This is a genomic window from Paraburkholderia sp. 40 (assembly GCF_050434105.1).
In the GTDB taxonomy this organism is placed as follows: domain Bacteria; phylum Pseudomonadota; class Gammaproteobacteria; order Burkholderiales; family Burkholderiaceae; genus Paraburkholderia; species Paraburkholderia tuberum.
The window spans coordinates 1,856,844-1,881,964 of sequence record NZ_JBNPVY010000004.1 but is presented as its reverse complement, the minus strand read 5'-3'; the positions used below and the strand labels follow the sequence as shown (position 1 = coordinate 1,881,964).

Below are 25,121 nucleotides of genomic sequence, written 5' to 3'. Positions count from 1 at the left end.
AAGTCTAGCTGGACCGGTCAGTTTAACGCGTCGTTGTCGGGGACGGCGGCGGGTGTGCAGCGCCGCGCCGCGTGCCGCTGGTGCCGTCAATTGCCGGTACTTGTCCTGACTTGCCCTTACTTGACCGGAATCGTCGTGCCATTGGGCATGGGCACGGCGCTCACGCTGTTTTTCGCGCTGCCGCTGACGACGCGGTCGCTGTAGGTCAGATAGACCAGGGCGTTGCGCTTCGTGTCGACCACGCGCACCACGTGCAGCGACTTGAAGATCAGCGACATGCTGACCGAGAACACGTCGTCCTTCTGCTTGACGGGGCCGGTGAAATGCAACTCCCCGACCTGGCGGCACGCGATCGACGCCTCGGTCGGATCTTCGGCGATGCCGAGCGTGCCTTTGACGCCGCCCGTCCGCGCCCGCGACACGTAGCAGGTGACGCCTTGCACGACGGGATCGTCATACGCCTCCACGACCACGCGGTCGGAGCCGGTAACGTGAAAATTCGTATTGACGCTGGCGATTTCTTCGCCGCGCGCCGAAGAAAGCAGCAGGGCGCCGACGGCCGCGAGCGCGATGCGTAGCGAGGTGGATTTCATGAGCGTGCCGGTTGAGTGTCTGGAGTGTGCCGGCGCCAGAGCGGGCGAAACGTGCGCCGTGAAGTCGCCATCGTATAACGGCGCGCGGCGCGCGTGAGGCTGTCCATCGTGGCACAAAAACAAAAAGGCCCGCATGGATGCGGGCCTTTCGAAATTTTTGGCTCCTCGACCTGGGCTCGAACCAGGGACCTACGGATTAACAGTCCGGCGCTCTACCGACTGAGCTATCGAGGAACAGCAGTACAACTTGATCTACATAAAAAAACCCGTCTTGATTAACGGGCTTTTGCAATTCTTGGCTCCTCGACCTGGGCTCGAACCAGGGACCTACGGATTAACAGTCCGGCGCTCTACCGACTGAGCTATCGAGGAACAGAACAACAACAGCAGAGAAGCGAAATTGTAGAAGCAGCTGAAACGTCTGTCAATACCTCGGCGTTCATCCTGATACTGAATCTGAACGGCCAAGGCAGGTGACAGGCGGCCGCGCTCAGCGCGCGAGCAGCGCGAGCTTTTCCTTCACATCCTTGAATTCCTCGGCTTCCGGCAGCGGCGCCTTGGTCTTCGTGATGCTCGGCCACGCTTTCGCCAGGTCGGCGTTCAGCGCGATGAAGTCCTGCTGGTCGCCCGGCACGTCTTCTTCGGCATAGATGGCGTTCACCGGGCACTCGGCCACGCACACGGCGCAGTCGATGCATTCATCGGGGTCGATCGCGAGGAAGTTGGGACCTTCGCGAAAGCAGTCCACCGGGCACACATCGACGCAGTCGGTATAGCGGCACTTGATGCAGCTTTCGGTCACAACGTGAGTCATTCAGGCAGCTCCTGCATGCGGAATCGGGGAAGGCGCGGACGCCAAAAGACATATTGTAACGTAACGTCAACATGCGCATAAAGCAGCGGGCCGTGCGTCTTATATATGTTTTTGTGATTAGTTTATGGGGTGCCGCGAGCGGCCGCGGAATGGCGGCGAAGGCCGGTGGCACGCTGGATGCGGACGCATTCGGGTAACATGCATCAGGTTGGCGCGCCGCTCGGCTCAGCGCGTCCGTTGCAAGGGTGCAGTGAGCCCTTTTCGTTTTTTCAGCGGTCCAGTTCGTACCATCATGATTATTACTTCGCTGCTCGATACCGATCTGTACAAGTTCACGATGATGCAGGTGGTGTTGCATCACTTCCCCGCCGCCAACGTGGAGTACCGCTTCCGCTGCCGCACGCCGAACGTCGATCTGGTGCCGTACATCGACGAGATTCGCGACGAAGTGCGCAAACTCTGCGAACTGCGTTTCACCGACGACGAACTCGACTACCTGCGCCGCATGCGCTTCATCAAGGGCGACTTCATCGAGTTCCTCGCGTTGTTCCATCTGAACGAGAAGTACATTTCGATCACGCCGTCGCCGAAGGGCAATGGCGAAATCGACATCGACATCAGGGGGCCGTGGCTGCATACGATCCTCTTCGAAATTCCGGTGCTCGCGATCGTCAATGAAGTCTATTTCCGCAACACCCAGCAAACGCCCGACTATCACGTAGGCCGTGGCCGTCTGCTCGACAAGATCCAACTGCTCGGCGCTCGTCCGGAGTTCGCCGACTGCAAGATCGCCGATTACGGCACGCGCCGCCGCTTCTCGAAGCAATGGCACGAGGAAGTGATCCTCACGCTGAAGGACGGTCTCGGCGAGCAGTTCGCCGGCACGAGCAACGTCTTCTACGCGATGAAGCACAGCCTGACACCGCTCGGCACGATGGCGCACGAGTACCTGCAGGCTTGCCAGGCGCTCGGTCCGCGTCTGCGCGACTCGCAGATCTTCGGCTTCGAGATGTGGGCGAAGGAATATCGCGGCGACCTCGGGATCGCGCTCTCCGACGTGTACGGCATGCAGGCGTTCCTGCGCGACTTCGACATGTACTTCTGCAAGCTGTTCGACGGCGCTCGCCACGATTCCGGCGACCCATTCGACTGGGGCGAGCGCCTGCTCAAACACTACGAGGCGAATCGTTGCGACCCGCGCACCAAGGTGCTCGTGTTCTCCGACGCGCTCGACATCCCGAAGGTGCTGCAGCTATACGAGCGCTTCCGCGGCCGCTGCAAGCTCGCGTTTGGCGTGGGCACCAATCTGACCAACGACCTCGGCTACAACCCGCTGCAGATCGTGATCAAGATGGTTCGTTGCAACGGTCAGCCGGTCGCGAAATTGTCGGACTCGCCGGGCAAGAACATGTGCGAGGACAAGGCGTATCTTGCGTATCTGCGCCAGGTGTTCGGCATCGCGCAGCCGGAAGAAGAAGCGGCCAGGTAGCGCGCTTTGCGGACTGCTTTTCGGTTCATCGCCTGACCATGATCTGCTCGCGCTCGGGGGGCACGGCGAACAGTGTCGCCGCGCGATCGACTGGCGGCAATATGCCGTTCGGCCAGGGTGTTCGCGCGGAGCGCGGCCGGTATAATCCTCGCCATATCGCACGGCCGTCGACACGAGGATTTCTCCCATGGACACATCGATTGCCCGCCGCAACATCCTGGCGCGCATCCGCGCCGCGCAAGGGCGCGAGCCCGAACCGAGCGCCGCCGAGCGCGAAGCCGCGGCGGACTATCTCGCGCGTCATCCGGCCGGCCCGCGTCCGGACATGCCCACCGATCTGCGCGCGCGCTTCATCGAGGAAGCGCAGAAAATGGCGAGTACTGTCGACACCGTTCAGACCTTCGCCGATGTACCCGCCGCCGCGCATCGCTATCTGACGCAACACGGTTTGCCGTTGCAGGCCATCGCGTGGCAAACGCTGCGCGATCTGCCGTGGGCCGCAGCCGGCCTCGCCGTCGAATATCGCAAACCGCAAGACAATGACGTGGTCGGTCTCACCGGCTGTTTCTGCGCGACCGCGGAGACCGGCACGCTCGTGTTGCTGTCCGGTCCCGAGACGTATGCGTCGGCCGGGCTGCTGCCGGAGACGCACATCGCGATCGTGCCGGGCTCGCGCATCGTCGCGGGTCATGAAGAGGCGTTCGACCTGATCCGCAAGGAACGCGGCGAGCTGCCGCGCGCGGTCAATTTCGTGTCGGGACCATCGCGCACCGGCGACATCGAGCAGACCATCGTGCTGGGCGCGCACGGCCCCTATCGGGTGCATGCGATCGTCGTGCAGGATGCTTGAACGCGTCGCGCGGCGGCGTGCCAGCGCATACGCGACACACGCGATATCTGTCGTGCGTGCGGTTGCAAGCCGTCGCGCGGCCTGTCTCGGCATGAATTCGCAGGCCGGCCGCGCGGGCCGGTGGCTCGCCGTTGCGTCGATGCTTGCGCTGTGCTCGCCGTCCGTGCAGGCTGAGACGCTCGACGGCGCGCGCTTGTCGGCGTTGTGGGGCTTGCCCTTCGCGGGTGTGCTGCTGTCGATCGCGATCTTTCCGCTGATCGCGCCAGCCCTCTGGCATCACCACTTCGGCAAGATCGCCGCGGCGTGGGCGCTCGCGTTCATCGTGCCGTTTGCCGTGAGCTTCGGCGCGAGCGCGGCGCTCGGCGCGCTCGCGCATGCCATGCTCGACGAGTACATCCCGTTCATCATCCTGCTGACCGCGCTCTATACCGTCGCGGGCGGCATCTGCGTGGGCGGCAACCTGCATGGCACACCGCGTCTGAACACCGCGATTCTCGCGCTCGGCACCTTGCTCGCGAGCGTGATGGGTACGACCGGCGCGGCGATGCTGCTGATCCGCCCGTTGCTGCGCGCAAACGACAATCGCCGCCACGTGACCCACGTGGTCGTGTTCTTCATCTTCCTCGTCGCGAACGTCGGTGGCGCGCTGTCGCCGCTCGGCGACCCGCCGCTGTTCCTCGGTTTTCTCGAAGGCGTGAGCTTTTTCTGGACCACTACGCATCTCGCGCCCCCGATGCTGTTCGTGAGCGGCCTGCTGCTTGCCGTTTTCTATGCACTCGACTCGTACTACTTTCACCAGCGCGAGGAAGTGCGTTCGGCTTTCCTCGATCCGACGCCCGACGGCGCGCCGCTCGGCATCGACGGCAAGATCAATTTCGTGCTGCTCGCCGCGGTGATCGCGCTCGTGCTGATGAGCGGACTCTGGCGCCCGCAAATCACATTCGACGTGCTCGGCACGCACGTCGCGTTGCAAAACATCGTGCGCGACGCCGCGCTGATCGCCGTCACGCTGCTATCGCTCGCGTGGACACCGCGCGCGGCCCGCGCGGGCAACGACTTCAAGTGGGCGCCGATCGAGGAAGTCGCCAAACTGTTCGCCGGCATCTTCGTGACGATCGTGCCGGTCATCATGATCCTGCGCGCGGGAGAAGCCGGCGCGTTCGCGGGCATCGTCCATCTGGTCAATGATCCGTCAGGCGAGCCGCGCGACATCATGTACTTCTGGGCGACCGGCCTGCTATCTTCGTTTCTCGACAACGCGCCGACCTACCTCGTGTTCTTCAACCTGGCCGGCGGCGATGCGCAGACCTTGATGACCACCGGCGCGACCACGCTCGCGGCGATTTCGGCCGGCGCCGTGTTCATGGGCGCGAACACCTACATCGGCAACGCGCCGAACTTCATGGTGAAGGCGATCGCGCAATCGCGCGGCGTGCGCATGCCGAGCTTTTTTGCGTATCTGGGCTGGTCCGGCGCGGTGCTGCTGCCGTTGTTCGCGCTGACTGGCTGGCTCTTTTTTGAACGCTGACTCTGCAACGCCGAGACAATCCCTCGACGTGCGATACGGAGACTTGCATTGCAGAAAATCCTCGTTGCCCGTTCGATCTTTCCCGACGTGATCGACCAGCTCAAGCAGTACTTCGACGTCGACTGGAACGAGGGCGACGTGTTGCCCGCCGACGAACTGAAGCGCCGTCTCGCGGACAAGGACGGCGCGCTGACGGCCGGCGAGATGATCGACGCGGGCGTGCTCGCCGCGGCGCCGCGTCTGCGCGTCGTGTCGAACATGGCGGTCGGCTACAACAACTTCGACATGGCCGCGTTCAACGCGGCGAACGTACTCGGCACCAACACGCCGGACGTGCTGAACGAATCGACCGCCGATTTCGGCTGGGCGCTGATGATGGCCGCCGCGCGCCGCATCGCCGAATCGGAGCACTGGCTGCGCGCCGGACATTGGCAGAAGTGGAGCTACGATGGCTTCCTCGGCAACGACCTATACGGTTCGACGCTCGGCGTGATCGGCATGGGCCGCATCGGCCAGGCGCTCGCGCGGCGCGCGCAGGGCTTCAACATGCGGGTCCTCTATCACAATCGCTCGCGCGTCGCGCCGCAAATAGAGGCCGAGCTGAACGCGGAGTACGTGTCGAAAGAGGATCTGCTGCGGCGCGCCGACCACGTCGTGCTGGTGCTGCCGTACAACAAAGGCAACCACCACACGATCGGCGCGGCCGAACTGGCGCTGATGAAGCCGAGCGCGACGCTCACCAACATCGCGCGCGGCGGCATCGTCGACGATGCGGCGTTGGCCGACGCGCTGCGTGACAGGCGCATCGCGGCGGCCGGTCTGGACGTGTTCGAAGGCGAGCCGCAGCTGCACCCGGCGCTGCTGAACGTGCCGAACGTCGTGCTGACGCCGCACATCGCGAGCGCGACCGAAACCACGCGCCGCGCCATGGCGAATCTCGCCGCGGACAACCTGATCGCCGGCCTCGGCGCAGGACCGCGCGCCGGTCAGCCGCCGAATCCGATCAACCCCGACGTGATCGGCAAGGCGCGTTCATGACAATGATTCTGGTGGCGGCCGTCGCGGTGCTGGCGGTTGCCCTCGTGATCGCACTGGCCTTGCTGCTACGCGGTCACGACCGCACGGAGCAGCGCGAACAGTTCGAGATGCTGAACGAACGCGTCGATGCCGTTGTCGACGCGCAGGCGCATACCGCCGAGCGGCTCGAGCGGCAACTGCGCAACGACATCGCCGAGACCGCGCGCGTGTCGCGCACCGAGCAAAGCAGCGGCTTCGCGCATTTTCAGCAGACGCTCGCCGCGCAGTTCAGCAGCATGACGACGGTGCAGGGCGGCAAGATCGACGGCTTCGCGCAACAGCTCGACGCCGTGCGTCACAGCCTGCAGGCACAGGCGCAGCAGGCGCGCGACGAGCAGGGCCGCTCGCTGAAGCAGTTCGGCGACACGCTGAGCCTGCAACTCGGGCAACTAACCGAGGCGAACGACCGGCGCTTCGCCGAAGTGCGCGCGACGATCGAGCAGCGTCTGAAGGACATCGAGGCGAACAACGCGACGCGGCTCGAGGAAATGCGCCGTACCGTGGACGAAAAACTGCACGCAACGCTTGAGCAGCGTCTCGGCGAGTCGTTCAAGCTCGTGTCCGACCGGCTCGAACAGGTGCATCGCGGCCTCGGTGAAATGCAGACGCTGGCGGCCGGCGTCGGCGATCTGAAGCGCGTGCTGACCAACGTGAAGACGCGCGGCACGTGGGGCGAAGTGCAACTCGAAGCCTTGCTCGAACAACTGCTGACCGTCGATCAATACGCGAAGAACGTCGCGACGGTGCCGAAGAGCGCCGATCGCGTGGAGTTCGCGATTCGTCTGCCGGGGCGGCCGGAGCCCGGCGGCGCGAATACGCCGGTATGGCTGCCGATCGACGCCAAATTCCCGCGCGAGGACTACGAGCGGCTGATCGAAGCGCAGGAGCGCGCCGATCCGGTCGCGGTCGAGGAAGCATCGCGCGCGCTCGAAGTGCGAATTCGCGCGGAGGCGCGCACGATCGCGGAGAAGTACGTGGCGCCGCCGCATACGACCGACTTCGCGCTGCTGTTCCTGCCGACCGAAGGCCTGTACGCGGAAGTGCTGCGCCGACCGGGACTCACGGATCAGCTGCAGCGGGACTATCGCGTGACGATTGCGGGGCCGACCACGCTGACCGCGTTGCTCAATAGTCTGCAGATGGGTTTCCGCACGCTCGCGATCGAAAAGCGTTCGAGCGAGGTGTGGCAGGTACTCGGCGCGGTGAAGACGGAGTTCGGCAAATTCGGCGACGTGCTCGCGAAGACCAAGGCGCAGCTCGAAACCGTCACGCGTTCGATCGAGGCCGCGGAAACGCGCACGCGCATGATGAACCGCAAGCTGCGCGACGTCGAGGCGTTACCGGGCGACGAGGCGAGCGGGTTGATCGGCGATGCGCTGTCGAATGTGGAGCCTGATGAGCAATGAGGGGCGAGGCGCTGGAATTCACGCCCTTGCAGCCAGCCGCGCCAGCGCATCGCCCGTCACGCGCACGACGCGCCAGTCCGGCAACACCGTCGCCCCCATCTTCTGATAGAAGCTGATCGCCGGCTGATTCCAGTCGAGCACGGTCCACTCGAAGCGCGCGCATTGCCGCTCCACGGCCAGTGCCGCGACGTGTCGCAGAAGCGCGGTGCCGAGCCCGCTGCCCCGCTGCGCGGGCGGCACGTAGACGTCTTCGAGATAGAGCCCGCGGCGGCCCGCGAAGCTCGAAAAATTGTGGAAGAACAGTGCATAGCCCACGATGCTCCCCGCGTCTTCGGCAACCAGCGCTTCGATCGACGGCCGCGCGCCGAACAGCGCGTCGCGCAGGCTATCTTCCGTCGCGACGAAGATGTGCGTGAGGTTCTCGAACTGCGCGAGTTCGTAGGTGAGCGCGAAGATCGCGCCGGTATCCGTGGGCTTGGCGGCGCGGATCGTCGCGGGCATTACGCTTCTTCCGGTGCGTCAGCCAGATGGATTTCGATACCACCGAAGCGCGACGCGACCCAGTTGTAGGCGTGGCACGCGATCCACAACAGCACGAAGCCGAGGATCGCGTTCAGCAGCAGCGCGCTGAACACCGTGCTCAGCTCGACCGAGCCATAGCGCACGAACGCGACCACCACGCCGAGCAGCACGATCGGCACCGAGAACGTCAGATACACGAGGATCAGCGCTTTGGCCGTCTGTCCTGGTGCGATGAACGAGATCTGTTTTTTCATGTAAGTCAAACCCGTGTGTCGTAGTAGTGATAGTGGGTGGAGTGTCGATGAAGTGCTGCTGCGGTGCCGATGTCGTGCGATCGATGCGCCGCCTGGAACGTCAGATGAGCCCGTCGAACAGCATGATCGACACGCGATCGCCGACGTCGATGTCGCCCTCGTCGTGGCCGAGCACGATGAAGCAGTTCGCTTCGCTCATCGAGCTCAGCACGCCTGAGCTTTGCGACCCGGTCGGGCTCACGTGCCAGTGTCCGTGCGCGTCCTGCACGGCGATGCCGCGCTGGAATTCGGTGCGGCCCGCGCGCTTGCCCACCGCCACGCGGCTCGTCGCGTGAATCACCGGCAGCGGCCGCGGCGTCGCGCCGGCCATCAGCAGCAGCGCTTCGCGCACGATCTGATAGAACGTCACCATCACGGCGACCGGATTGCCGGGCAGGCCGAAGAATAGCGCAGGTTTGCCGAGCCCGGGCTGTGCGCCGGACCACAGGCGGCCGAACGCGAGCGGCCGGCCGGGGCGCATCGCGAGACTCCAGAAGGCGACGTCGCCGAAGGTCTGTAGCAGCTGCTTCGTGAAGTCCGCTTCGCCCACCGACACGCCGCCCGAAGTCAGCACCACGTCGGCGTTGGCCGCGGCACTGCGCAGCGCGGCTTCGAGCGCGGCCGGCTCGTCACGCACGACGCCGAGATCGAGCGCGTCGATGTTCAGGTGCCGCAGCATCGCAAACAGCGTGTAGCGGTTGCTGTCGTAGACCGAGCCCGCGTCGAGCGGCTCGCCGAGCGAGCGCAGTTCGTCGCCGGTCGAAAAGAACGCGACGCGCAAACGCCGCCGCACGCTGACTTCGCCAATGCCGAGCGACGCGAGCAGGCCGAGGTCCGACGCGCGCACGATGCGGCCGGCATGCAGCGCGACGTGGCCGCGCGCGAGATCTTCGCCGGCGCGGCGGCGGTTCGCGCCCGCCGCCACCGCGCTGGCGGCGAAGCGGATCGACGTGGAATCCGCACCGTCGCGCTCCACCTGTTCCTGCGGCACGACGGTGTCGCAACCGGCAGGCATGCAGGCGCCCGTCATCACGCGCACGCACTGGTTCGCCGCGACGCGGCCCGTGAACGGATGACCGGCGAGCGCCTTGCCGGCGACCGTCAGCTCGACGCTGTCCGCGCCGCCTCGCATACCGGCCGCGAGCGCCGCGTGATTGAACGCGTAGCCGTCCATCGCGGAGTTGTCGTGCGCGGGCACGTCGATCGGCGACACGATGTCGGCGGCTAGCACGCGGTCGAGTGCATCGCGCAACGCCAAGCGCTCGACGGCCGCGACCGGCGTCGCCCACTGCCGGACGATCGCCTGAGCGGCCGGGACGGGTAGCGCATGAGGATCGTACTGCGCGACGCAGCGGGAAAAGTCGTTGAGCGTGGTCATGAATGGCTGGGCGTCGCGACCGGTGACGGGCGCGGCTGTTGCCGTGCGGCCGGAGCGGATGTCAGCCGGGGCCCCGATTGCGTTCGAGGTCGGCGAGTTCTTGTAACGAGTTGGCATTGTAGAACGCGCGCTCGTCGGCAAAGACGACTTCGACCGTCTTGTGGCGCGCGTACCACGCGCGGACCTTGCGCTCGCCGGAGGCCAGAAACGCGGCCAGGTCGTCCGCGACGGCGGTGCGCATCAGCGCGAATACCGGGTGTAGGGAGATTTCTCCACCGGTGTCGACGGTGGTGGCCGTTGCGATGTCGGCGTGGTTCGCGTCGAGCGCATCCGCGAGGCGCGCGGCGAGGTCGGCCGGTAGCCACGGCGAATCGCAGGGCGCGCTCAGCAGGTACGCCGTGCCGGCGGCGCGCAGTCCGGCGAGCATGCCGGCGAGCGGGCCGGGAAAGTCGGGGAGGGTGTCGGCGACGAGCGTTGCGCGATATGGCGCGCCGAGCGCCGCATAGGTGTCGGGATGGCGGTTCGCGCTGATCATCAGCGGGCCGGTCTGCGGCGCGAGGCGCCGCAGCACGTGAGCGGCGAGCGGTTCGCCGTGCAGCGGCCGCAACCCCTTGTCGACGCCGCCCATGCGCGTGCCGCGCCCGCCCGCGAGCACGAGGCCAGTGATCTGTTCGCGGGGGATGGACATGCGTCGGCCGCTCAGCCGCCGATGTAGGACATTTCCACGCGACGCTTGGCCGGCTCGCCCTGATCGGCCGGCTGGCTGCCGCGCAGCTGCGAGTAGCGGTCGCCGCGGCCATGCCAGATTTCGGCGATGGCGGTGGCGATCCCGGCATCGCTCGCACCGCCGCGCAACAGCGCGCGCAGGTCATGTCCGGTCGATGCGAACAGGCACAGGTATAGCTTGCCCTCGGTCGACAAACGCGCGCGCGTGCAATTGCCGCAGAACGCGCGGGTGACGCTCGAAATGACGCCGATCTCGCCGCCGCCGTCGACATAACCCCAGCGTTGCGCAGTTTCGGCGGCGCTGTGCGCTTCGAGCGGCACCAGCGGGAGATGCTCGGCGATGCGCGTGACGACGTCGGCGGAAGGCAGCACTTCGGTCATGTTCCAGCCGTTCGAGGTGCCGACGTCCATGTACTCGATGAAGCGCAGCACCGCGCCCGTGCCTTTGAAATGACGCGCCATGGGGACGATTTCGCCGTCGTTGGTACCGCGTTTGACGACCATGTTTACTTTGACCGGCGCGAGCCCGACCGCGTGCGCGGCGGCGATGCCATCGAGCACGTCGGCGACCGCGAAGTCGGCGTCGTTCATGCGGCGGAACAGCGCATCGTCGAGCGCATCGAGGCTGACGGTCACGCGCGTGAGGCCGGCGTCCTTCAGGCTGCGCGCCTTGCGCGCGAGCAGCGAGCCGTTGGTGGTCAGCGTGAGATCGAGCGGACGGCCCGCAGGCGTGGTCAACCGGGCGAGCCGTTCGATCAGGAATTCGAGGTTCTTGCGCAGTAGCGGCTCGCCGCCGGTCAGGCGAATTTTCTCGACGCCATGCGCGACGAACAACTGCGCGAGCCGCTCGATTTCCTCGAAACTCAATAACGCGCTGTGCGGCAGGAAAGCATAGTCCTTGTCGAACACTGCGCGCGGCATGCAATACACGCAGCGGAAGTTGCAGCGGTCCGTCACCGAGATGCGCAGATCGTGCAGCGGACGCGCGAGCGCATCGTGCAGCACGCCGCTAGGTGTCTGCACTGGGCCGGTGATGACCGGCGCTGCGCTGAGATCGGCAACAGGAATGATGCGTCGTGACATGAAATGCTTCGTCAGGTGCTTTAACGGACCGGGATGATTGATTCTATCGGAAATGCCGGTGGCGGCAGGTGCGCGACGGACGTTGTCGGGGTATACGGGGAGCGGAGCGGCGCGGCTCGCGGCGACAAATGACCGCCTAAAGAAAAAGCCCGCCGGAAAGGGCGGGCTTTTTCACGAACAACGACGCGGCTTACTGCGGATGCTTGATCGTTTCGACCTGTTGCATCGGCGCGTGGTCGACTGGCGGCAGCGCCTTGCGCTCACGGATCACGCGCGGCGGCTTGACCGTCTGCGCCGCCGCTTCCTGCGCGGCACGCAGCTTGTCGGCGTCGGTGTTCACCCAGGTCAGGCCAGCCTGCTCGAGGATCGGCTGCAAGGCGTCGGCCGATGCGGCGGCGGGGGCTGCGCTGCGGACGGGGGCCGGCTGCGGGGCCGCGGCGACGGGCGCCGGTTCGACCACGGCCGGTTCCGTTGCGACGACCGGTTGCGGCTCGACGATTTCGGCCTGCGGTGCCGGCACGGCTGCCGGCGCTTCGACGATCGTGGCCGGAGCCGCGGTGTCGAGCGCAGCCGGGACGGCTCGCGGTTCGGTCGGGACGGTCGGCTGCACTTCCAGGGCCGGCTCGACTGCCGGGGATTCGGCATGCGCGGCGGGTTCGACCGAAGCGGCCGGCGTAACCGGTTCGCTCGCGGCCGACGCGGCTTGCTCTGCCTGCGCTGGCGCTTCGATAGCCGGCTCCGCCGCCACGGGTTCGATCGACGCCGCCGGGGCCTCTTCCACCGGCACGACCTTTTCGGTCTTCGCGGCATTCTCCGCGGCGAGAGCCGGCGTTTCGGCTGCCGCATGCAGTTCGGCCACGACGGCGCTTTCCGTTGCGACAGCGGCGACCACCACTTCGACCGGGGTCACTTCCTTCGCTTCGCTGACTGCAGGCGTGTGCTCGACCGGCTGCTGGGTGCGCACCGGCGCTTCGTCGCTGGCGGCAACGTTGTCGCCTTCTGCTTCCGCGACATCCGCCGCGAGATTGCCATTCACGTCCTCTTCACGCTCGCGACGACCACCACGACGGCCGCGGCGGCGACGACGACGCTCTTCGCCGTCACGTGCGACTGTTTCCTGATCGACCGGCACGCCATTTTCACCCGCTGCGGCGCGGATGTGCGCCAGTTCGTCGGCAGCTTGCGTGTCGGTTTGCGTCAGCGCCGAGACGGCTTCCGCCTGCGGCTTGCGACGCTCGCCACGCTCGACGCGTTCAGCGCGCTCGCCACGCTCGCCACGCTCGCGACGCTCACCGCGTGCCGTGCCTTCGACGGCTTCCGCGCGCTCGGCGCCGCGGGTGTCGCGTTCGCGAGCCTCGCGCGGTTCACGCGCTTCACGCGGCTCCCGAGCCTCACGCAGTTCACGGCCTTCACGCGCCTCACGCGGTTCGCGTTGCTCACGCGGCGCGCGCGGTTCGCGGCCCTCGCGTGCCTCGCGGCCTTCGCGTTCCTCGCGACGCGGCGACGGCTGCTGACCTTGCGCCTGACGGCCGCCGGTCACGCCTTCGCCACGCGCTGCCGCGTCGCGACCGCCTGCGCCGCCACGGCGATTGCGGTTGCGATCGCCGCCGCGCTCGCCCGTGCGCTCACCGCGCTCGGCGCGCTCGCCGCGTTGCGGACGGGCCTGCTTGTCGGTGGTGGCCGGCGCCGCGGGTGCCGGAGCAGCCGGCTGCATGCCGAAGAGATTCTTCAGCCAGCCGATGAAGCCGCCGCTGGCCGGCGTCACCGCGACCGGAGCGGGGGTAGCCGCCGGGCGGACCGGCGCGCTCGGCGCGGGCTTCTCGGGCGTGATGCCCTTGACCGCCGCTTCCTGCTTCGGCTTCACTTCCTCAGCGCGCTTGCTGTAGCCGGTTTCCGATTCGAGTTCGCGGGCCGCTTCTTCGGCCATCTTCCACGATGCGCGCGGCTCGTCGAGGCGCGCGTCGTCGTGACGCAGACGCTCGAGCTTGTAGTGCGGCGTGTCGAGGTGCTTGTTCGGGATCAGCACGACGTTGACCTTGAAACGCGACTCGATCTTGTTGATTTCGGCGCGCTTCTCGTTCAACAGGAAGGCGGTCACTTCGACCGGCACCTGGCAGTGGATCGCCGCGGTGTTTTCCTTCATCGCTTCTTCCTGAATGATCCGCAGCACTTGCAGCGCGGACGATTCGGTATCGCGGATGTGGCCCGTGCCGTTACAGCGCGGACACGTCACATGGCTGCCTTCCGACAGCGCCGGACGCAGACGCTGACGCGACAGCTCCATGAGGCCGAAGCGCGAGATCTTGCCCATCTGGACGCGGGCGCGGTCGTGCTTGAGCGCGTCTTTCAGGCGCTGTTCGACTTCGCGCTGGCTCTTGGCCGATTCCATGTCGATGAAGTCGATCACGATCAGGCCGCCCAGGTCGCGCAGACGCAGCTGGCGGGCGACTTCGTCGGCGGCTTCGAGGTTCGTGCGCGCGGCCGTTTCCTCGATGTCCGCGCCCTTGGTGGCGCGCGCCGAGTTCACGTCGATCGCGACGAGCGCTTCGGTGTGGTCGATGACGATCGCGCCGCCCGACGGCAGCGGCACGGTGCGCGAGTACGCGGTTTCGATCTGGTGCTCGATCTGGAAGCGCGAGAAGAGCGGCACGTCGTCGTGATAGCGCTTTACCTTGCCGACGTTGTCCGGCATCACGATGTCCATGAAGGCGCGGGCCTGGTCATGGATTTCGGTCGTGTCGATCAGGATTTCGCCGATGTCGGGCTGGAAGTAGTCGCGAATCGCGCGGATCACGAGGCTCGATTCGAGATAGATCAGCATCGGCTGGCCGGCCGTGCCACTTTGCGACGCGGCTTCGATTGCGCGCCACAGCTGCATCAGGTAGTTCAGATCCCATTGCAGCTCTTCGGCGCTGCGGCCGATGCCGGCCGTGCGCGCGATGATGCTCATGCCTTCCGGCAGTTGCAGCTGCGCCATGGTTTCGCGCAGTTCCTGACGGTCGTCGCCTTCGATCCGGCGCGACACGCCGCCGCCGCGCGGGTTGTTCGGCATCAGCACCAGATAGCGGCCGGCGAGCGAGATGAACGTGGTCAGGGCTGCGCCCTTGTTGCCGCGTTCTTCCTTTTCGACCTGGACGATCAGTTCCTGACCTTCCTTCAGTGCGTCCTGGATGCGTGCGGAACGCATGTCGACGCCATCGCGGAAGTACTGGCGGGCGACTTCCTTGAACGGCAGGAAGCCGTGACGGTCTTCGCCGTAGTTGACGAAGCAGGCCTCGAGCGACGGCTCGATGCGCGTGATGATGCCCTTGTAAATATTGCCTTTGCGCTGTTCGCGGCCGGCGGTTTCGATATCGATGTCGATGAGTTTTTGCCCATCGACGATGGCGACGCGCAGTTCTTCCTGCTGCGTCGCGTTGAACAACATTCGTTTCATTGAACGGCTCCAGAACGGCCTCGCCAGCCCAGCTGCGCGGTTGTCAGTCGCGAGAGCGGGGAGAGTAGGCGTGCCGCGTCTTTTTGTGTTTTCACAAACACGCTGGAGCGGGAAAGATGGCGGGAGAATTGCCTGAGAGGGCCCAGCCCGATAAAAAAGGGCACGGTGCCGCAGGGCACATGCGAACACGGCTTCAAATCATGGCCTGACACGCCGCGTTTAGCCAGCAGACCTTCATAAGTCTTCGCCCTCTGAAGCCGGCGCGCCAATTGGGCGCGCGAGCGAAGGGCCGAAGTCCGCGGTCATGCCGCAACGGGAAGTTCGCGCAGGCGGCGCGTCTTTTCCTGCTGGGGGTGTCTCGCCTTCTTTTGACGTCGCCATATCTTGTACTTTCTACAAGACGCCTTGGGCGCACGCCGTATTTTCGCGACTTGCAGCTTCGTCCAGCTGGGCGTCATACCACCCGGATCACGAAGCTGAAAGCTAAATTCTTTTTTACCAAAATTCCGTTACCGTCGAAGCCGACCTTGACCGAACGCGCCTGCGGGCGCCGTCCCTGCCGGGAGCTGACTTCGTGCGTGCAACTTGTTGCATCTCATTTTCAGGGCGAGCAACCAGACCCCGGCGCAAGTAAAATAACGGTTTATCGCTTGCGCTCGCGCAATCCGCCCGCATTCCGGACACTGCGCCGGCCGTCGCGGACTGCTGGGCAAATTATATTCAGAATGAAAGAGTTAGGCAAAACATCCCAGAGATCGGTTGCAGGCGCGGTCGAAGACTCGGTTTCAAGCGACCAGGTTTCGCTGATCGAAATCGACGACCGGTCGGCTGGTCAGCGCATCGACAATTTCCTGCTGCGCGTCTGCAAGGGCGTGCCGAAAAGCCATATTTATCGCATCCTGCGCAGCGGTGAAGTGCGCGTGAACAAGGGCCGGATCGACGCGCAGTACCGGCTCGAACTGGGCGATCTGGTGCGTGTGCCGCCGATCCGCGTCGCGCAGCCGAATCAGGCCGCAGCCCGCGTGCCCGTGCCCGCGCCGGGCTTTCACATCCTGTTCGAAGACGAGCATCTGCTCGTGATCGACAAGCCGGCTGGCGTTGCGGTCCACGGGGGCAGCGGCGTCGCGTTCGGTGTAATCGAGCAGATGCGCGAGGCGCGGCCGCAGGCGAAATTCCTGGAACTGGTGCATCGACTGGATCGAGAGACCTCGGGCATCCTGATGCTCGCGAAGAAGCGCGCGGCGCTCGTCAATCTGCACGAGCAGATTCGCGATAACCGGATGGACAAGCGCTACTACGCTTGCGTGCACGGCGAATGGGCGAGCGACTGGGGTCGCCGCCGCGTGGTAAAGGAGCCACTTCACAAGTACCTGACCGCCGACGGCGAGCGCCGCGTGCGCGTGCAGGTCGATGGCCTCGCTTCGCACACGATCTTCAATCTGGTCGAGCGCTGGCCGGAATATGCGCTGCTGGAGGCGGAACTGAAGACGGGGCGTACGCACCAGATTCGCGTGCATCTGCAGCATCTGGCACTACCGATCGTCGGTGACGCCAAATATGGTGATTTCGCGCTGAACAAGGCGCTTGCGCGCGCCAACGCGAAGCCCGGCATCAAGCGGATGTTTCTGCACGCTTACCGGCTCAAGCTCACGCATCCTGCGACGGGCGCGCCGCTGCAGCTGGAGGCACCGCTGCCTGCCGACTGCCGCGGCTTTATAGAACAACTCAACGAACTGCGCACTGGGTTCAACCCGGAGACGACCTTGCATGGCTAGAGAGCAATTCGATCTGATCGTGTTTGACTGGGATGGCACGCTGATGGATTCCACCGCGCATATCACGCGCAGCATCCAGGCGGCGTGCCGCGATCTCGGCCTGCCGGTTCCCGCGGACGAAGCCGCGAGCTACGTCATCGGCCTCGGCCTGCGCGACGCGCTGCAGATTGCCGCGCCGACGCTCGATCCGGCTGACTACCCGCGGCTTTCTGAGCGTTACCGCTTCCATTTTCTTGTAAAAGACCAGACTACGGAGCTGTTCCCCGGCGTGCGCGAGATGCTCCAGGAGTTGCGCGACGTCGGCTATCTGCTCGCGGTCGCGACCGGCAAGAGCCGCGTCGGGCTCAATCGCGCGCTTGACCAGGCGCGCCTGACGAGCCTGTTCGACGGCACGCGCTGCGCTGACGAAACCTTCTCGAAACCGCATCCGGCCATGCTGCACGAGCTCACTCGCGAATTGGGGCAGGATACGGCGCGCACGGTCATGATCGGCGATACGACACACGATCTGCAGATGGCGCTCAACGCCGGCGTGGCGGGCATTGGCGTGACTTATGGCGCGCATCCGGCGAATTCGCTGAATGCGATGTCACCGAAGTTCGTGGCGTCGAGCATCAGCGATCTGTCCGGTTGGTTGCGGGAGAACGCATGAGCGCCGACGGCGTGGGTACTGCTACTGCCGCGGCTGCGCAGGCAGTGCGCATTTGCGCGGCCGACGAGCTGGTCGACGGTGGCGACGGCATCCGGCGCGACGCGCGGCTCGGCGGGCAGGATGCCGTGGTGTTTTTTGTCCGCTATGATGGCTGCGCCTACGGCTATTTGAACCGTTGCGCTCATGTGCCGATGGAGCTCGACTGGCAGGAAGGGCAGTTCTTCGAATCGTCCGGCTTATACTTGATGTGCGCGACACATGGCGCGATTTACGCGCCGGATACTGGCAAATGCGTCGGTGGTCCGTGTCGCGGGGGCAGATTGCGTCCCGTGCAGGTCGAGGAACGCGATACGCTCGAGGGCCGTGCGGTATTCTGGCTGCCTGACGGCGATTTGCTGCCGGTTACGCGCTGATTTCCTCTTCCAATTTTCCACTGTCCGCATGTCCGACAATTTGACCCCCGAAAAGGATCCTGCCTCGGGAGGCGGCTCCCGTGCATCCGCCGACCAGCCCGGCTGGGAAAGGGCCGCGCTCGAGCGCATCGCGCTCGCCGCGATCAACGAGCAACGCGCCGCGCGACGTTGGCGGATTTTCTTCCGCTTCCTGTTCCTCGCAGTGCTCGCGCTGGCGGTATGGGGTGCGCTGAACTTCTCGGGCGAGCGGGTCGCCACGACTGGCCGTCATACGGCAATGGTTTCGCTTGATGGCGAGATCGCAACGGATGCGCGTGCGAACGCCGAAGATATCAACACTGCACTCGATTCCGCGTTTGAAGATTCCGACACAGCCGGCGTGATTCTTTATTGCAACAGCCCGGGCGGCAGTCCAGTGCAAGCGGGCATTATCAACAGCGAAGTTCGGCGATTGCGCGGCAAATATCCGTCTATTCCGCTATATGTCGTGGTCGGCGACATGTGCGCGTCCGGCGGCTACTACGCGGCCGCGGCGGCGGAGAAGATCTATGTCGACAAGGCGAGTATCGTCGGTTCGATCGGCGTGCTGATGGACAGCTTTGGTTTCACCGGCCTGATGGACAAGTTGGGGATTCAGCGCCGACTGCACACATCGGGTGAGAACAAAGGCTTTTTTGATCCGTTTTCGCCCGAAACGCCGAAGATGGACGAACATGCGCAGGTTATGCTCGATCAGATCCACGCGCAGTTCATCGACGCGGTGCGTCAAGGGCGCGGCAAGCGTCTGCGTGAGACACCGGACATGTTCTCGGGTCTATTCTGGACGGGGCAGAAGAGCGTCGAACTTGGACTCGCGGACGGCTTTGGCGATGCAGATTACGTCGCGCGGGAGATCTTCAAGGCGCCGGATATCATCGATTACACGGTGAAAGAGAGCATTACGGATCGCGTTGCCCGCAAATTCGGCGCGGCCGTCGGCGCCGGCGCGGTTCGGGCGATGGCGCTCGGCGCGAAAATGAATCTGCGTTGAATCCACAGTTCAAAAAGGCCGCCCGCGCGGTCGGTTTTGGCCGATCGCGCGGACTTTGCGTTGTGAGTTTCGGGCCCAGGTCGCCCTCAGCTGCCTGGCCGGTGCCTACGTTCAGGCCGCCAGAATCAGAAAAATCGCCGGCCGCTTATGCAGGTCGATCTCCGCCTTCTTGTTCCAGTCGGCGACGCTCCGGCTTGCGATCACTTCGCTCGGCAGCGTCAGATCGACCGCCACGCAGACCAGCGTCGACGGCGCGCAGGTCGCGAGCAAGGTATCGAGCAGCGCGCGATTCCGGTACGGCGTTTCGATGAAGATCTGCGTTTGCTTGCTCTTGCGCGACTGCTGCTCGAGTTCGCGCAGACGTTTAGCGCGCTCGGTGACGTCGACGGGCAGGTAGCCGTGAAACGCGAAGCTTTGGCCGTTCAGCCCCGATGCCATCAGCGCGAGCAGAATCGAACTCGGCCCGACCAGCGGCACAACCTTTACGCCGCGCTCGTGCGCGCGTCGCACCAGCAGCGCGCCCGGGTCCGCGACTGCAGGGCAGCCAGCCTCGGAGACGAGGCCCGCATCGGTGCCCGACAGCAGCGGCGCGAGCAGCTTGTCGATTTCGCCGGCCGGCGTATTGACGTTCAGTTCGCGAATCTCGATTTCTTGAATCGGCCGATCGGGGCCGACTTTCTTCAGGAACGCGCGCGTGGTTTTGGCGTTTTCGCCAATGTAATAGTGCAGCGACGCGGCGCGGGCGCGTACGGGCGCGGGCAGCACCAGATCGAGCGCGCTTGCGTCGCCTTCGCCGAGCGTGTTGGGAATGAGATAGAGCGTACCGGTCATCGGGCCCCCAAAAGCGGGTAGTTGGCCGCGAGCAGCATGTGCGACAGCGCGATAAGCGGCAGGCCGACGAGCGCGGTCGGGTCGTCGGAATGGATGGCCTCCAGCAGCGCGATGCCAAGCCCTTCGGATTTGGCGCTACCGGCCACGTCGTACGGTGTTTCAGCGTGCAGGTAGGCGTCGAGGGCCGCGTCCGGCAGATCGCGAAAGCGCACGCGGGTGATCACGTCGATCGTTTGCGCGCTGTCCGTCGCGCTGTCGAACAGACACAGCGCGCTGTGAAACAAAACGTCGCGGCCGCGCATCGCCTGCAATTGCGCGAGTGCCCTGTCGTGCGTGCCGGGTTTGCCGATCTGCAGGCCGTCGTAGGTGGCGACCTGGTCGGAGCCGATCACGAGCGCGTGTTGGTCGGCGGCGAGGCCTTGGGCGGCCGCACGCGCTTTGGCTTCGGCGAGGCGCAGCGCAGTGGCTTCGGGCGTTTCGGCGGCGAGCGGGGTTTCGTCGATCGCAGGCACGACGACGTCGAACGGCACGCGCAGGCGTTCGAGCAACTCGCGGCGATACCGCGAACTCGACGCCAGAATCAGGCGTGGCGGGCGTTTGGAGGATTCAGGCATAGTTTGCGGGCAACGGGAGCGGCGGGTCGTACGGGGTCGCGCGAGGCTCCCGTACGTACGGGCTTAAGTGTTTGACTCGAAAAGACAAAACGGATATCATTTCGGGCTTTTCACGGTATGCTTGCACTTGAAGGGTCTCGGCGCGTTCAGCGGCTTTCGGCAGTCGGAAGGTTGAAGAAAAGCCCGGCAGGGTGAACGCAACGGCCGCGGGCCCCACTGGCTGCCCCGCACACCGGATTATCTTCGCGGCGGATCTGATCATCCTTCGCGAATCACCCCGGCAACATGCTTGCCGACGCAGGAGCGCACATGACTCAACATCCTGGCAAACCTGCAGGTCTGTCCGACCCGCATGAACTCGATCTGTTCGAATTTGCGCGGAGCGGGCGTCAGGCCGCGGGTGTCGTGCGCGTCTCGCAACTGCCGCGCATGTTAAACGAAGTCCCGGCGGAAGCGCCAGATCGCGACACCGTGTTCACATGGCAGGCCGAAGGGACGACGCAGCCGGAATTGCAGGACGATGGCACCGAAGGTTCCCAGCCTTATCTGCGGCTGGCGATTCACGGTGCCGCGTGGCTCGAATGCCAGCGGTGCTTGACGCCGTATTCGCAGGCGTTCAACGTCGATGCAACTTACCGGATCGTCAATACGGAGGCGGAAGCCGAAGAGTTTCCGCTGGACGAGGATCAAGTCGAGGTGATCGTCGGCTCGCGCCAGTTCGATCTCATCGACTTGATCGAAGAAGAGTTGCTGCTTTCCTTGCCGCTCGTGCCCAAACACGAGGTCTGTCCCGAAGTGCACGAGAGCCTTGTCTCGGGCACGGACGGTAGCGAAGGCGAAGGCGAGGGCGACGAAGCCGCGCAGGAAGAAGCTGGCGATGCCAGCAAGCCGGACCAGTCCAGCGAGCGGCGCAATCCGTTCGCGGCGCTCGAAAGTCTGAAACGCGACGAACCGGGCGGCAAGAAGCGCTAAACAGTTGCAGGGGGCGCGATGCGGGCGCATTGGCCATTCGGCCAGTGGTTAAGTCCGCGTCGGGCTGTGTTAGAATTCGGAAAATTTTTTGGAGTTTTAGTCATGGCAGTTCAACAAAACAAGAAGTCGCCGTCGAAGCGCGGCATGCACCGTTCGCACGATTTCCTGACGGCAGCGCCGATGGCCGTCGAGCCGAGCACGGGCGAAGTGCATCTGCGTCACCACATTAGCCCGAACGGCTACTATCGCGGCAAGAAAGTCGTCAAGACGAAAAACGACTAATCGTTGACTGCGATGCGCCCTGTGGCGTTTCGCGTAGCGATCGGCTCGCTTGACATTTTCCCGGTTCGGCAAAAAGGCGGCATTCAACTGCCGCTTTTTTGTGTCTGAAATTCGTCGCACTCCATGACAGTAAAGCTCACGATAGATTGCATGGGAGGCGACCACGGCCCGTCCGTGACCGTTCCCGCTGCCGTCAACTTCGTTCGTTCGCATCCCGACGCGCAGTTGCTGCTCGTCGGCATTGAAAGTGCGATTCGTGCGCAGCTGAAGAAGCTCAAGGCTCAGGATCTGCCGGCGCTGACCGTCGTACCTGCTACCGAGGTCGTCGCGATGGACGACCCGGTCGAGGTCGCGTTGCGCAAGAAAAAAGATTCGTCGATGCGCGTGGCGCTGAACCGCGTCAAGGAAGACGAGGCGCAAGCCTGCATCTCCGCCGGCAATACCGGCGCGTTGATGGCGGTCTCGCGCTATGTGCTGAAAACGCTGTCGGGCATCGAACGCCCGGCCATCGCGTTTGCCCTGCCTAATCCCACCGGCTATACGATGATGCTCGACCTGGGCGCCAACGTCGACTGCGAGCCGCAGCATCTGCTGCAGTTCGCCGAGATGGGGCACGCGCTCGTGTCCGCGCTCGAAGGAAAAGAGCGGCCCACCATCGGCCTGCTCAACATCGGCGAAGAAGTCATCAAGGGCAACGACATCATCAAGCGCGCCGGCGAACTGCTGCGTGCGAGTACACTCAACTTTCATGGCAATGTCGAAGGCGACGACATCTACAAGGGCACCGTAGACGTGATCGTCTGCGATGGCTTTGTCGGCAATGTCGCGCTGAAGACCTCGGAAGGTCTCGCGCAGATGCTGTCCAACATCATCAAGGAAGAGTTCGGCCGTTCGTGGCTGACCAAGGTGATGGCGGTGCTCGCGCTGCCGGTATTGATGCGCTTCAAGAAACGCGTCGATCATCGGCAATATAACGGCGCCGCGCTGCTCGGCTTGCGCGGTCTCGTGATCAAAAGCCACGGTGCAGCCGATGCCTACGCGTTTGAGTGGGCTATCAAACGCGGGTATGATGCCGTCAAAAACGGCGTGCTGGAGCGCCTTGCGCGGGCGATGGAAGAGAACGCGGGTTCTCTCGAACAGGCGGCGCGCGACGCAAGCGGTGCGGGTCACGCAAGCCCGATCGCAGGCCAGCCGGCCGAGCCCTACGCTGCGCAATCCTCGAAGGCATAATGGCTCAATCCACAATCTACTCCCGCGTGCTGGGCACCGGCAGCTGTCTGCCGCCCAACCGCGTCACCAATCAGGATCTGGCTGAGCGTCTCGCCAGGCAAGGCGTTGAAACGAGCGACGAATGGATCGTCGCGCGCACGGGCATCCATGCGCGTCACTTCGCCGAGCCGGACGTCTCGACCAGCGACCTCGCGTTGATCGCCTCGCAGCGAGCGATCGAAGCGGCGGACATCGATCCGCAGTCCATCGACCTGATCGTCGTCGCCACCTCCACGCCGGACTTCGTGTTCCCGAGCACCGCCTGCCTGCTGCAGAACAAGCTCAGGATCAAGAATCACGGTGCCGCGTTCGACGTACAGGCGGTCTGCTCCGGCTTCGCCTATGCGGTGGCGACGGTGGACGCCCTGATTCGCAGCGGCCAGCATCGCACGGCGCTCGTGGTCGGCGCGGAAACTTTCTCGCGCATTCTCGATTTCAACGACCGCACCACCTGCGTGCTGTTCGGCGACGGCGCCGGCGCCGTGATCCTGCAAGCGTCCGACGCACCGGGCGTGCTTTCGAGCGCGCTGCACGCGGACGGCAGCCATTCGAACATTCTGTGCACGCCGGGCAACGTGAATGGCGGCGTGGTCGCCGGCAGCGCCTTCCTGCACATGGACGGTCAGGCGGTGTTCAAGCTTGCCGTCAACGTGCTCGAGAAGGTCGCGATCGAAGCATTGGAAAAAGCCGATCTGAAGCCCGAGCAGATCGACTGGCTGATTCCGCATCAGGCCAACATCCGCATCATGCAAAGCACCTGCCGCAAGCTCGGCCTGCCGCAGGAGCGCATGGTCGTCACGGTGGGCGAGCATGGCAATACGTCGGCGGCGTCCATTCCGCTTGCACTCGACGTCGCGGTGCGCGACGGCCGCATCAAGCGCGGCCATAACGTGCTGATCGAAGGCGTCGGCGGCGGCTTCACGTGGGGCGCGTCGGTCATCCGCTACTGAGCGGGACGACGCATTCCGGGGCGTCGCTGGCGGCGCCCGTGCGGCCGGAATAACACCGCGCGCCATCTGGCAGCCGCGGCCGGCCGCCACATCCGATCAAACAGATTTTGGGGACGATATGAAATTCGCGTTCGTTTTTCCTGGGCAGGGTTCGCAGGCGGTCGGCATGCTCAACGCATTCGCCGAATACGCGATCGTGCGTGAGACGGTTCAGGAAGCCTCCGACGCACTCAACCAGGACCTCGGCAAGCTGATCGCCGAAGGCCCCGCCGAAGATCTCAATCTCACCACCAATACCCAGCCGGTCATGCTGACCGCGGCCTACGCTATCTATCGCGCGTGGCAGCAGGCGGGCGGCCCGGCGCCGGCGCTCGTCGCCGGCCATAGCCTTGGCGAATACACGGCGCTCGTCGCGGCCGGCGCGCTTGCGTTCCGCGACGCGGTGCCGCTCGTGCGTTTCCGTGCGCAGGCGATGCAAACCGCGGTACCGGTGGGCGAAGGCGGCATGGCCGCGATTCTCGGCCTCGACGACGACACGGTGCGCGCGGTCTGCGCGGAAGCGTCGGCGGCGGGCGTCGTCGAAGCGGTCAATTTCAATGCGCCGGCGCAAGTCGTGATCGCGGGCCACAAAGCCGCGGTCGAGAAAGCCTGCGAAGTCGCGAAGGCGAAGGGCGCGAAGCGCGCGCTACCGCTGCCGGTGTCGGCGCCGTTCCACTCGTCGCTGCTCAAGCCGGCGTCGGATCAATTGCGCGAATACCTCGCGAGCATCGAGGTGCAGGTGCCGTCGATTCCCGTCATCAACAACGTCGACGTCGCCGTGGTCAACGAGCCGGCCAAAATCAAGGACGCGCTCGTGCGCCAGGCGGCTGGTGCGGTGCGCTGGGTCGAATGCGTACAGGCAATGGCAGCGCAGGGCGTCACGCACGTGATCGAATGCGGTCCGGGCAAGGTCCTTGCGGGTTTGACCAGGCGCATCGACGGCAATCTCGTCGGCGCGTCGGTGTTCGATCCGGCATCGCTCGAAGAAACGCTGAAGCTCGTGACGGCAGACTGAGCGCGCATTCGCGAACGGGTATCGACCGAGCAATGCCGCGCTGGCGCGGCATTGCTCGACAGACGAATCAACAAGAATCAATGA

24 protein-coding genes and 2 tRNA genes are annotated in these 25,121 nt (G+C 64.9%); 14 read left to right on the top strand and 12 right to left on the bottom strand.

Going from position 1 to position 25,121, the window contains the following annotated elements; genetic code table 11:
• Positions 1-116: 116 nt before the first annotated feature.
• The 4 genes from OKW28_RS30365 to fdxA form a co-directional block, all read right to left on the bottom strand.
• On the bottom strand, positions 117-593 hold the full coding sequence (locus OKW28_RS30365; protein ID WP_429451072.1) for a CreA family protein: 477 nt from the start codon (positions 591-593) through the stop codon (positions 117-119).
• Positions 594-751: 158 nt separating this feature from the next.
• Positions 752-827: transfer RNA gene (locus tag OKW28_RS30360), tRNA-Asn, on the bottom strand.
• Positions 828-889: 62 nt separating this feature from the next.
• Positions 890-965: transfer RNA gene (locus OKW28_RS30355), tRNA-Asn, on the bottom strand.
• A 118-nt stretch (positions 966-1,083) separates the two neighbouring features.
• The gene (gene fdxA / locus OKW28_RS30350) at positions 1,084-1,407 is read right to left on the bottom strand and encodes a ferredoxin FdxA (RefSeq protein WP_090801209.1); all 324 of its coding nucleotides are present in this window, start codon (positions 1,405-1,407) and stop codon (positions 1,084-1,086) included.
• 292 nt (positions 1,408-1,699) lie between these two features.
• On the opposite strand from fdxA, the gene pncB reads away from it, so the two are divergent.
• The 5 genes from pncB to OKW28_RS30325 all read left to right on the top strand — a co-directional run bounded on the left by pncB (position 1,700) and on the right by OKW28_RS30325 (position 7,757).
• On the top strand, positions 1,700-2,896 hold the full coding sequence (gene pncB / locus OKW28_RS30345; RefSeq protein WP_429451070.1) for a nicotinate phosphoribosyltransferase: 1,197 nt from the start codon (positions 1,700-1,702) through the stop codon (positions 2,894-2,896).
• 187 nt (positions 2,897-3,083) lie between these two features.
• The gene (locus OKW28_RS30340; RefSeq protein WP_184073768.1) at positions 3,084-3,746 is read left to right on the top strand and encodes a LutC/YkgG family protein; all 663 of its coding nucleotides are present in this window, start codon (positions 3,084-3,086) and stop codon (positions 3,744-3,746) included.
• A 139-nt stretch (positions 3,747-3,885) separates the two neighbouring features.
• On the top strand, positions 3,886-5,274 hold the full coding sequence (locus OKW28_RS30335; RefSeq protein ID WP_429454501.1) for a sodium:proton antiporter: 1,389 nt from the start codon (positions 3,886-3,888) through the stop codon (positions 5,272-5,274).
• Positions 5,275-5,322: 48 nt separating this feature from the next.
• Entirely contained in the window at positions 5,323-6,312 is a 990-nt protein-coding gene (locus OKW28_RS30330) for a 2-hydroxyacid dehydrogenase (RefSeq protein ID WP_429451068.1), read from the top strand.
• Positions 6,309-7,757: a DNA recombination protein RmuC gene (locus OKW28_RS30325; protein WP_429451066.1), complete on the top strand. Its 1,449-nt coding sequence runs from the start codon at positions 6,309-6,311 to the stop codon at positions 7,755-7,757. The genes OKW28_RS30330 and OKW28_RS30325 overlap by 4 nt, the downstream gene beginning before the upstream one ends.
• 18 nt (positions 7,758-7,775) lie before the next feature.
• On the opposite strand, the gene OKW28_RS30320 is transcribed toward OKW28_RS30325, so the two are convergent.
• The 6 genes from OKW28_RS30320 to OKW28_RS30295 form a co-directional block, all read right to left on the bottom strand.
• Positions 7,776-8,258 (bottom strand): N-acetyltransferase family protein, encoded by a 483-nt coding sequence (locus tag OKW28_RS30320; RefSeq protein ID WP_429451065.1) that lies wholly within the window; start codon positions 8,256-8,258, stop codon positions 7,776-7,778.
• The gene (locus tag OKW28_RS30315; protein ID WP_008923126.1) at positions 8,258-8,533 is read right to left on the bottom strand and encodes a hypothetical protein; all 276 of its coding nucleotides are present in this window, start codon (positions 8,531-8,533) and stop codon (positions 8,258-8,260) included. Before OKW28_RS30315 ends, OKW28_RS30320 begins: the two co-directional genes overlap by 1 nt.
• A gap of 100 nt (positions 8,534-8,633) precedes the next feature.
• Positions 8,634-9,950 (bottom strand): molybdopterin molybdotransferase MoeA, encoded by a 1,317-nt coding sequence (gene moeA, locus OKW28_RS30310; protein WP_429451064.1) that lies wholly within the window; start codon positions 9,948-9,950, stop codon positions 8,634-8,636.
• A 61-nt stretch (positions 9,951-10,011) separates the two neighbouring features.
• Positions 10,012-10,638, bottom strand: coding sequence for a molybdenum cofactor guanylyltransferase MobA (gene mobA / locus OKW28_RS30305; protein ID WP_429451062.1), 627 nt, complete (start codon positions 10,636-10,638; stop codon positions 10,012-10,014).
• Positions 10,639-10,649: 11 nt separating this feature from the next.
• The gene (gene moaA / locus OKW28_RS30300; RefSeq protein WP_429451060.1) at positions 10,650-11,759 is read right to left on the bottom strand and encodes a GTP 3',8-cyclase MoaA; all 1,110 of its coding nucleotides are present in this window, start codon (positions 11,757-11,759) and stop codon (positions 10,650-10,652) included.
• A 190-nt stretch (positions 11,760-11,949) separates the two neighbouring features.
• Positions 11,950-15,195, bottom strand: coding sequence for an Rne/Rng family ribonuclease (locus OKW28_RS30295; RefSeq protein WP_429451059.1), 3,246 nt, complete (start codon positions 15,193-15,195; stop codon positions 11,950-11,952).
• Positions 15,196-15,920: 725 nt separating this feature from the next.
• Here OKW28_RS30295 and OKW28_RS30290 point away from each other — a divergent pair.
• Genes OKW28_RS30290 through OKW28_RS30275 form a run of 4 tightly spaced genes read left to right on the top strand, consistent with a single transcriptional unit; the run spans position 15,921 to position 19,065 of the window.
• The gene (locus OKW28_RS30290) at positions 15,921-16,970 is read left to right on the top strand and encodes an RluA family pseudouridine synthase (RefSeq protein WP_429451057.1); all 1,050 of its coding nucleotides are present in this window, start codon (positions 15,921-15,923) and stop codon (positions 16,968-16,970) included.
• On the top strand, positions 16,963-17,622 hold the full coding sequence (locus OKW28_RS30285; RefSeq protein WP_429451056.1) for an HAD-IA family hydrolase: 660 nt from the start codon (positions 16,963-16,965) through the stop codon (positions 17,620-17,622). The genes OKW28_RS30290 and OKW28_RS30285 overlap by 8 nt, the downstream gene beginning before the upstream one ends.
• Positions 17,619-18,035 (top strand): Rieske (2Fe-2S) protein, encoded by a 417-nt coding sequence (locus OKW28_RS30280; RefSeq protein WP_429451054.1) that lies wholly within the window; start codon positions 17,619-17,621, stop codon positions 18,033-18,035. Before OKW28_RS30285 ends, OKW28_RS30280 begins: the two co-directional genes overlap by 4 nt.
• 28 nt (positions 18,036-18,063) lie before the next feature.
• Positions 18,064-19,065, top strand: coding sequence for a S49 family peptidase (locus tag OKW28_RS30275; protein WP_429451052.1), 1,002 nt, complete (start codon positions 18,064-18,066; stop codon positions 19,063-19,065).
• 111 nt (positions 19,066-19,176) lie between these two features.
• Here the strand turns inward: OKW28_RS30275 and OKW28_RS30270 are convergent, their stop codons facing one another.
• Both OKW28_RS30270 and OKW28_RS30265 read right to left on the bottom strand, forming a co-directional pair.
• Entirely contained in the window at positions 19,177-19,896 is a 720-nt protein-coding gene (locus tag OKW28_RS30270) for an SAM-dependent methyltransferase (RefSeq protein ID WP_429451050.1), read from the bottom strand.
• Complete coding sequence (locus OKW28_RS30265) at positions 19,893-20,510, bottom strand: Maf-like protein (RefSeq protein WP_429451048.1); 618 nt, start codon at positions 20,508-20,510, stop codon at positions 19,893-19,895. The genes OKW28_RS30270 and OKW28_RS30265 overlap by 4 nt, the downstream gene beginning before the upstream one ends.
• Positions 20,511-20,819: 309 nt before the next feature.
• Between OKW28_RS30265 and OKW28_RS30260 the strand changes: the two genes are divergently transcribed.
• From OKW28_RS30260 to fabD, 5 genes are all read left to right on the top strand, one after another.
• A complete protein-coding gene (locus OKW28_RS30260; RefSeq protein ID WP_429451046.1) occupies positions 20,820-21,482 on the top strand; it encodes a YceD family protein in 663 nt (220 codons plus the stop codon).
• A 102-nt stretch (positions 21,483-21,584) separates the two neighbouring features.
• Positions 21,585-21,764, top strand: a complete 180-nt coding sequence (rpmF, locus tag OKW28_RS30255) for a 50S ribosomal protein L32 (RefSeq protein ID WP_027198353.1) — start codon at positions 21,585-21,587, stop codon at positions 21,762-21,764.
• Positions 21,765-21,887: 123 nt separating this feature from the next.
• Positions 21,888-22,994 carry a phosphate acyltransferase PlsX gene (plsX, locus tag OKW28_RS30250; protein WP_429451044.1) on the top strand — a complete coding sequence of 369 codons (1,107 nt, stop codon included), beginning with the start codon at positions 21,888-21,890 and terminating at the stop codon, positions 22,992-22,994.
• Entirely contained in the window at positions 22,994-23,983 is a 990-nt protein-coding gene (locus OKW28_RS30245; RefSeq protein WP_429451042.1) for a beta-ketoacyl-ACP synthase III, read from the top strand. The genes plsX and OKW28_RS30245 overlap by 1 nt, the downstream gene beginning before the upstream one ends.
• Positions 23,984-24,101: 118 nt before the next feature.
• On the top strand, positions 24,102-25,037 hold the full coding sequence (gene fabD, locus OKW28_RS30240) for an ACP S-malonyltransferase (protein WP_429451040.1): 936 nt from the start codon (positions 24,102-24,104) through the stop codon (positions 25,035-25,037).
• Positions 25,038-25,121 lie beyond the last annotated feature (84 nt).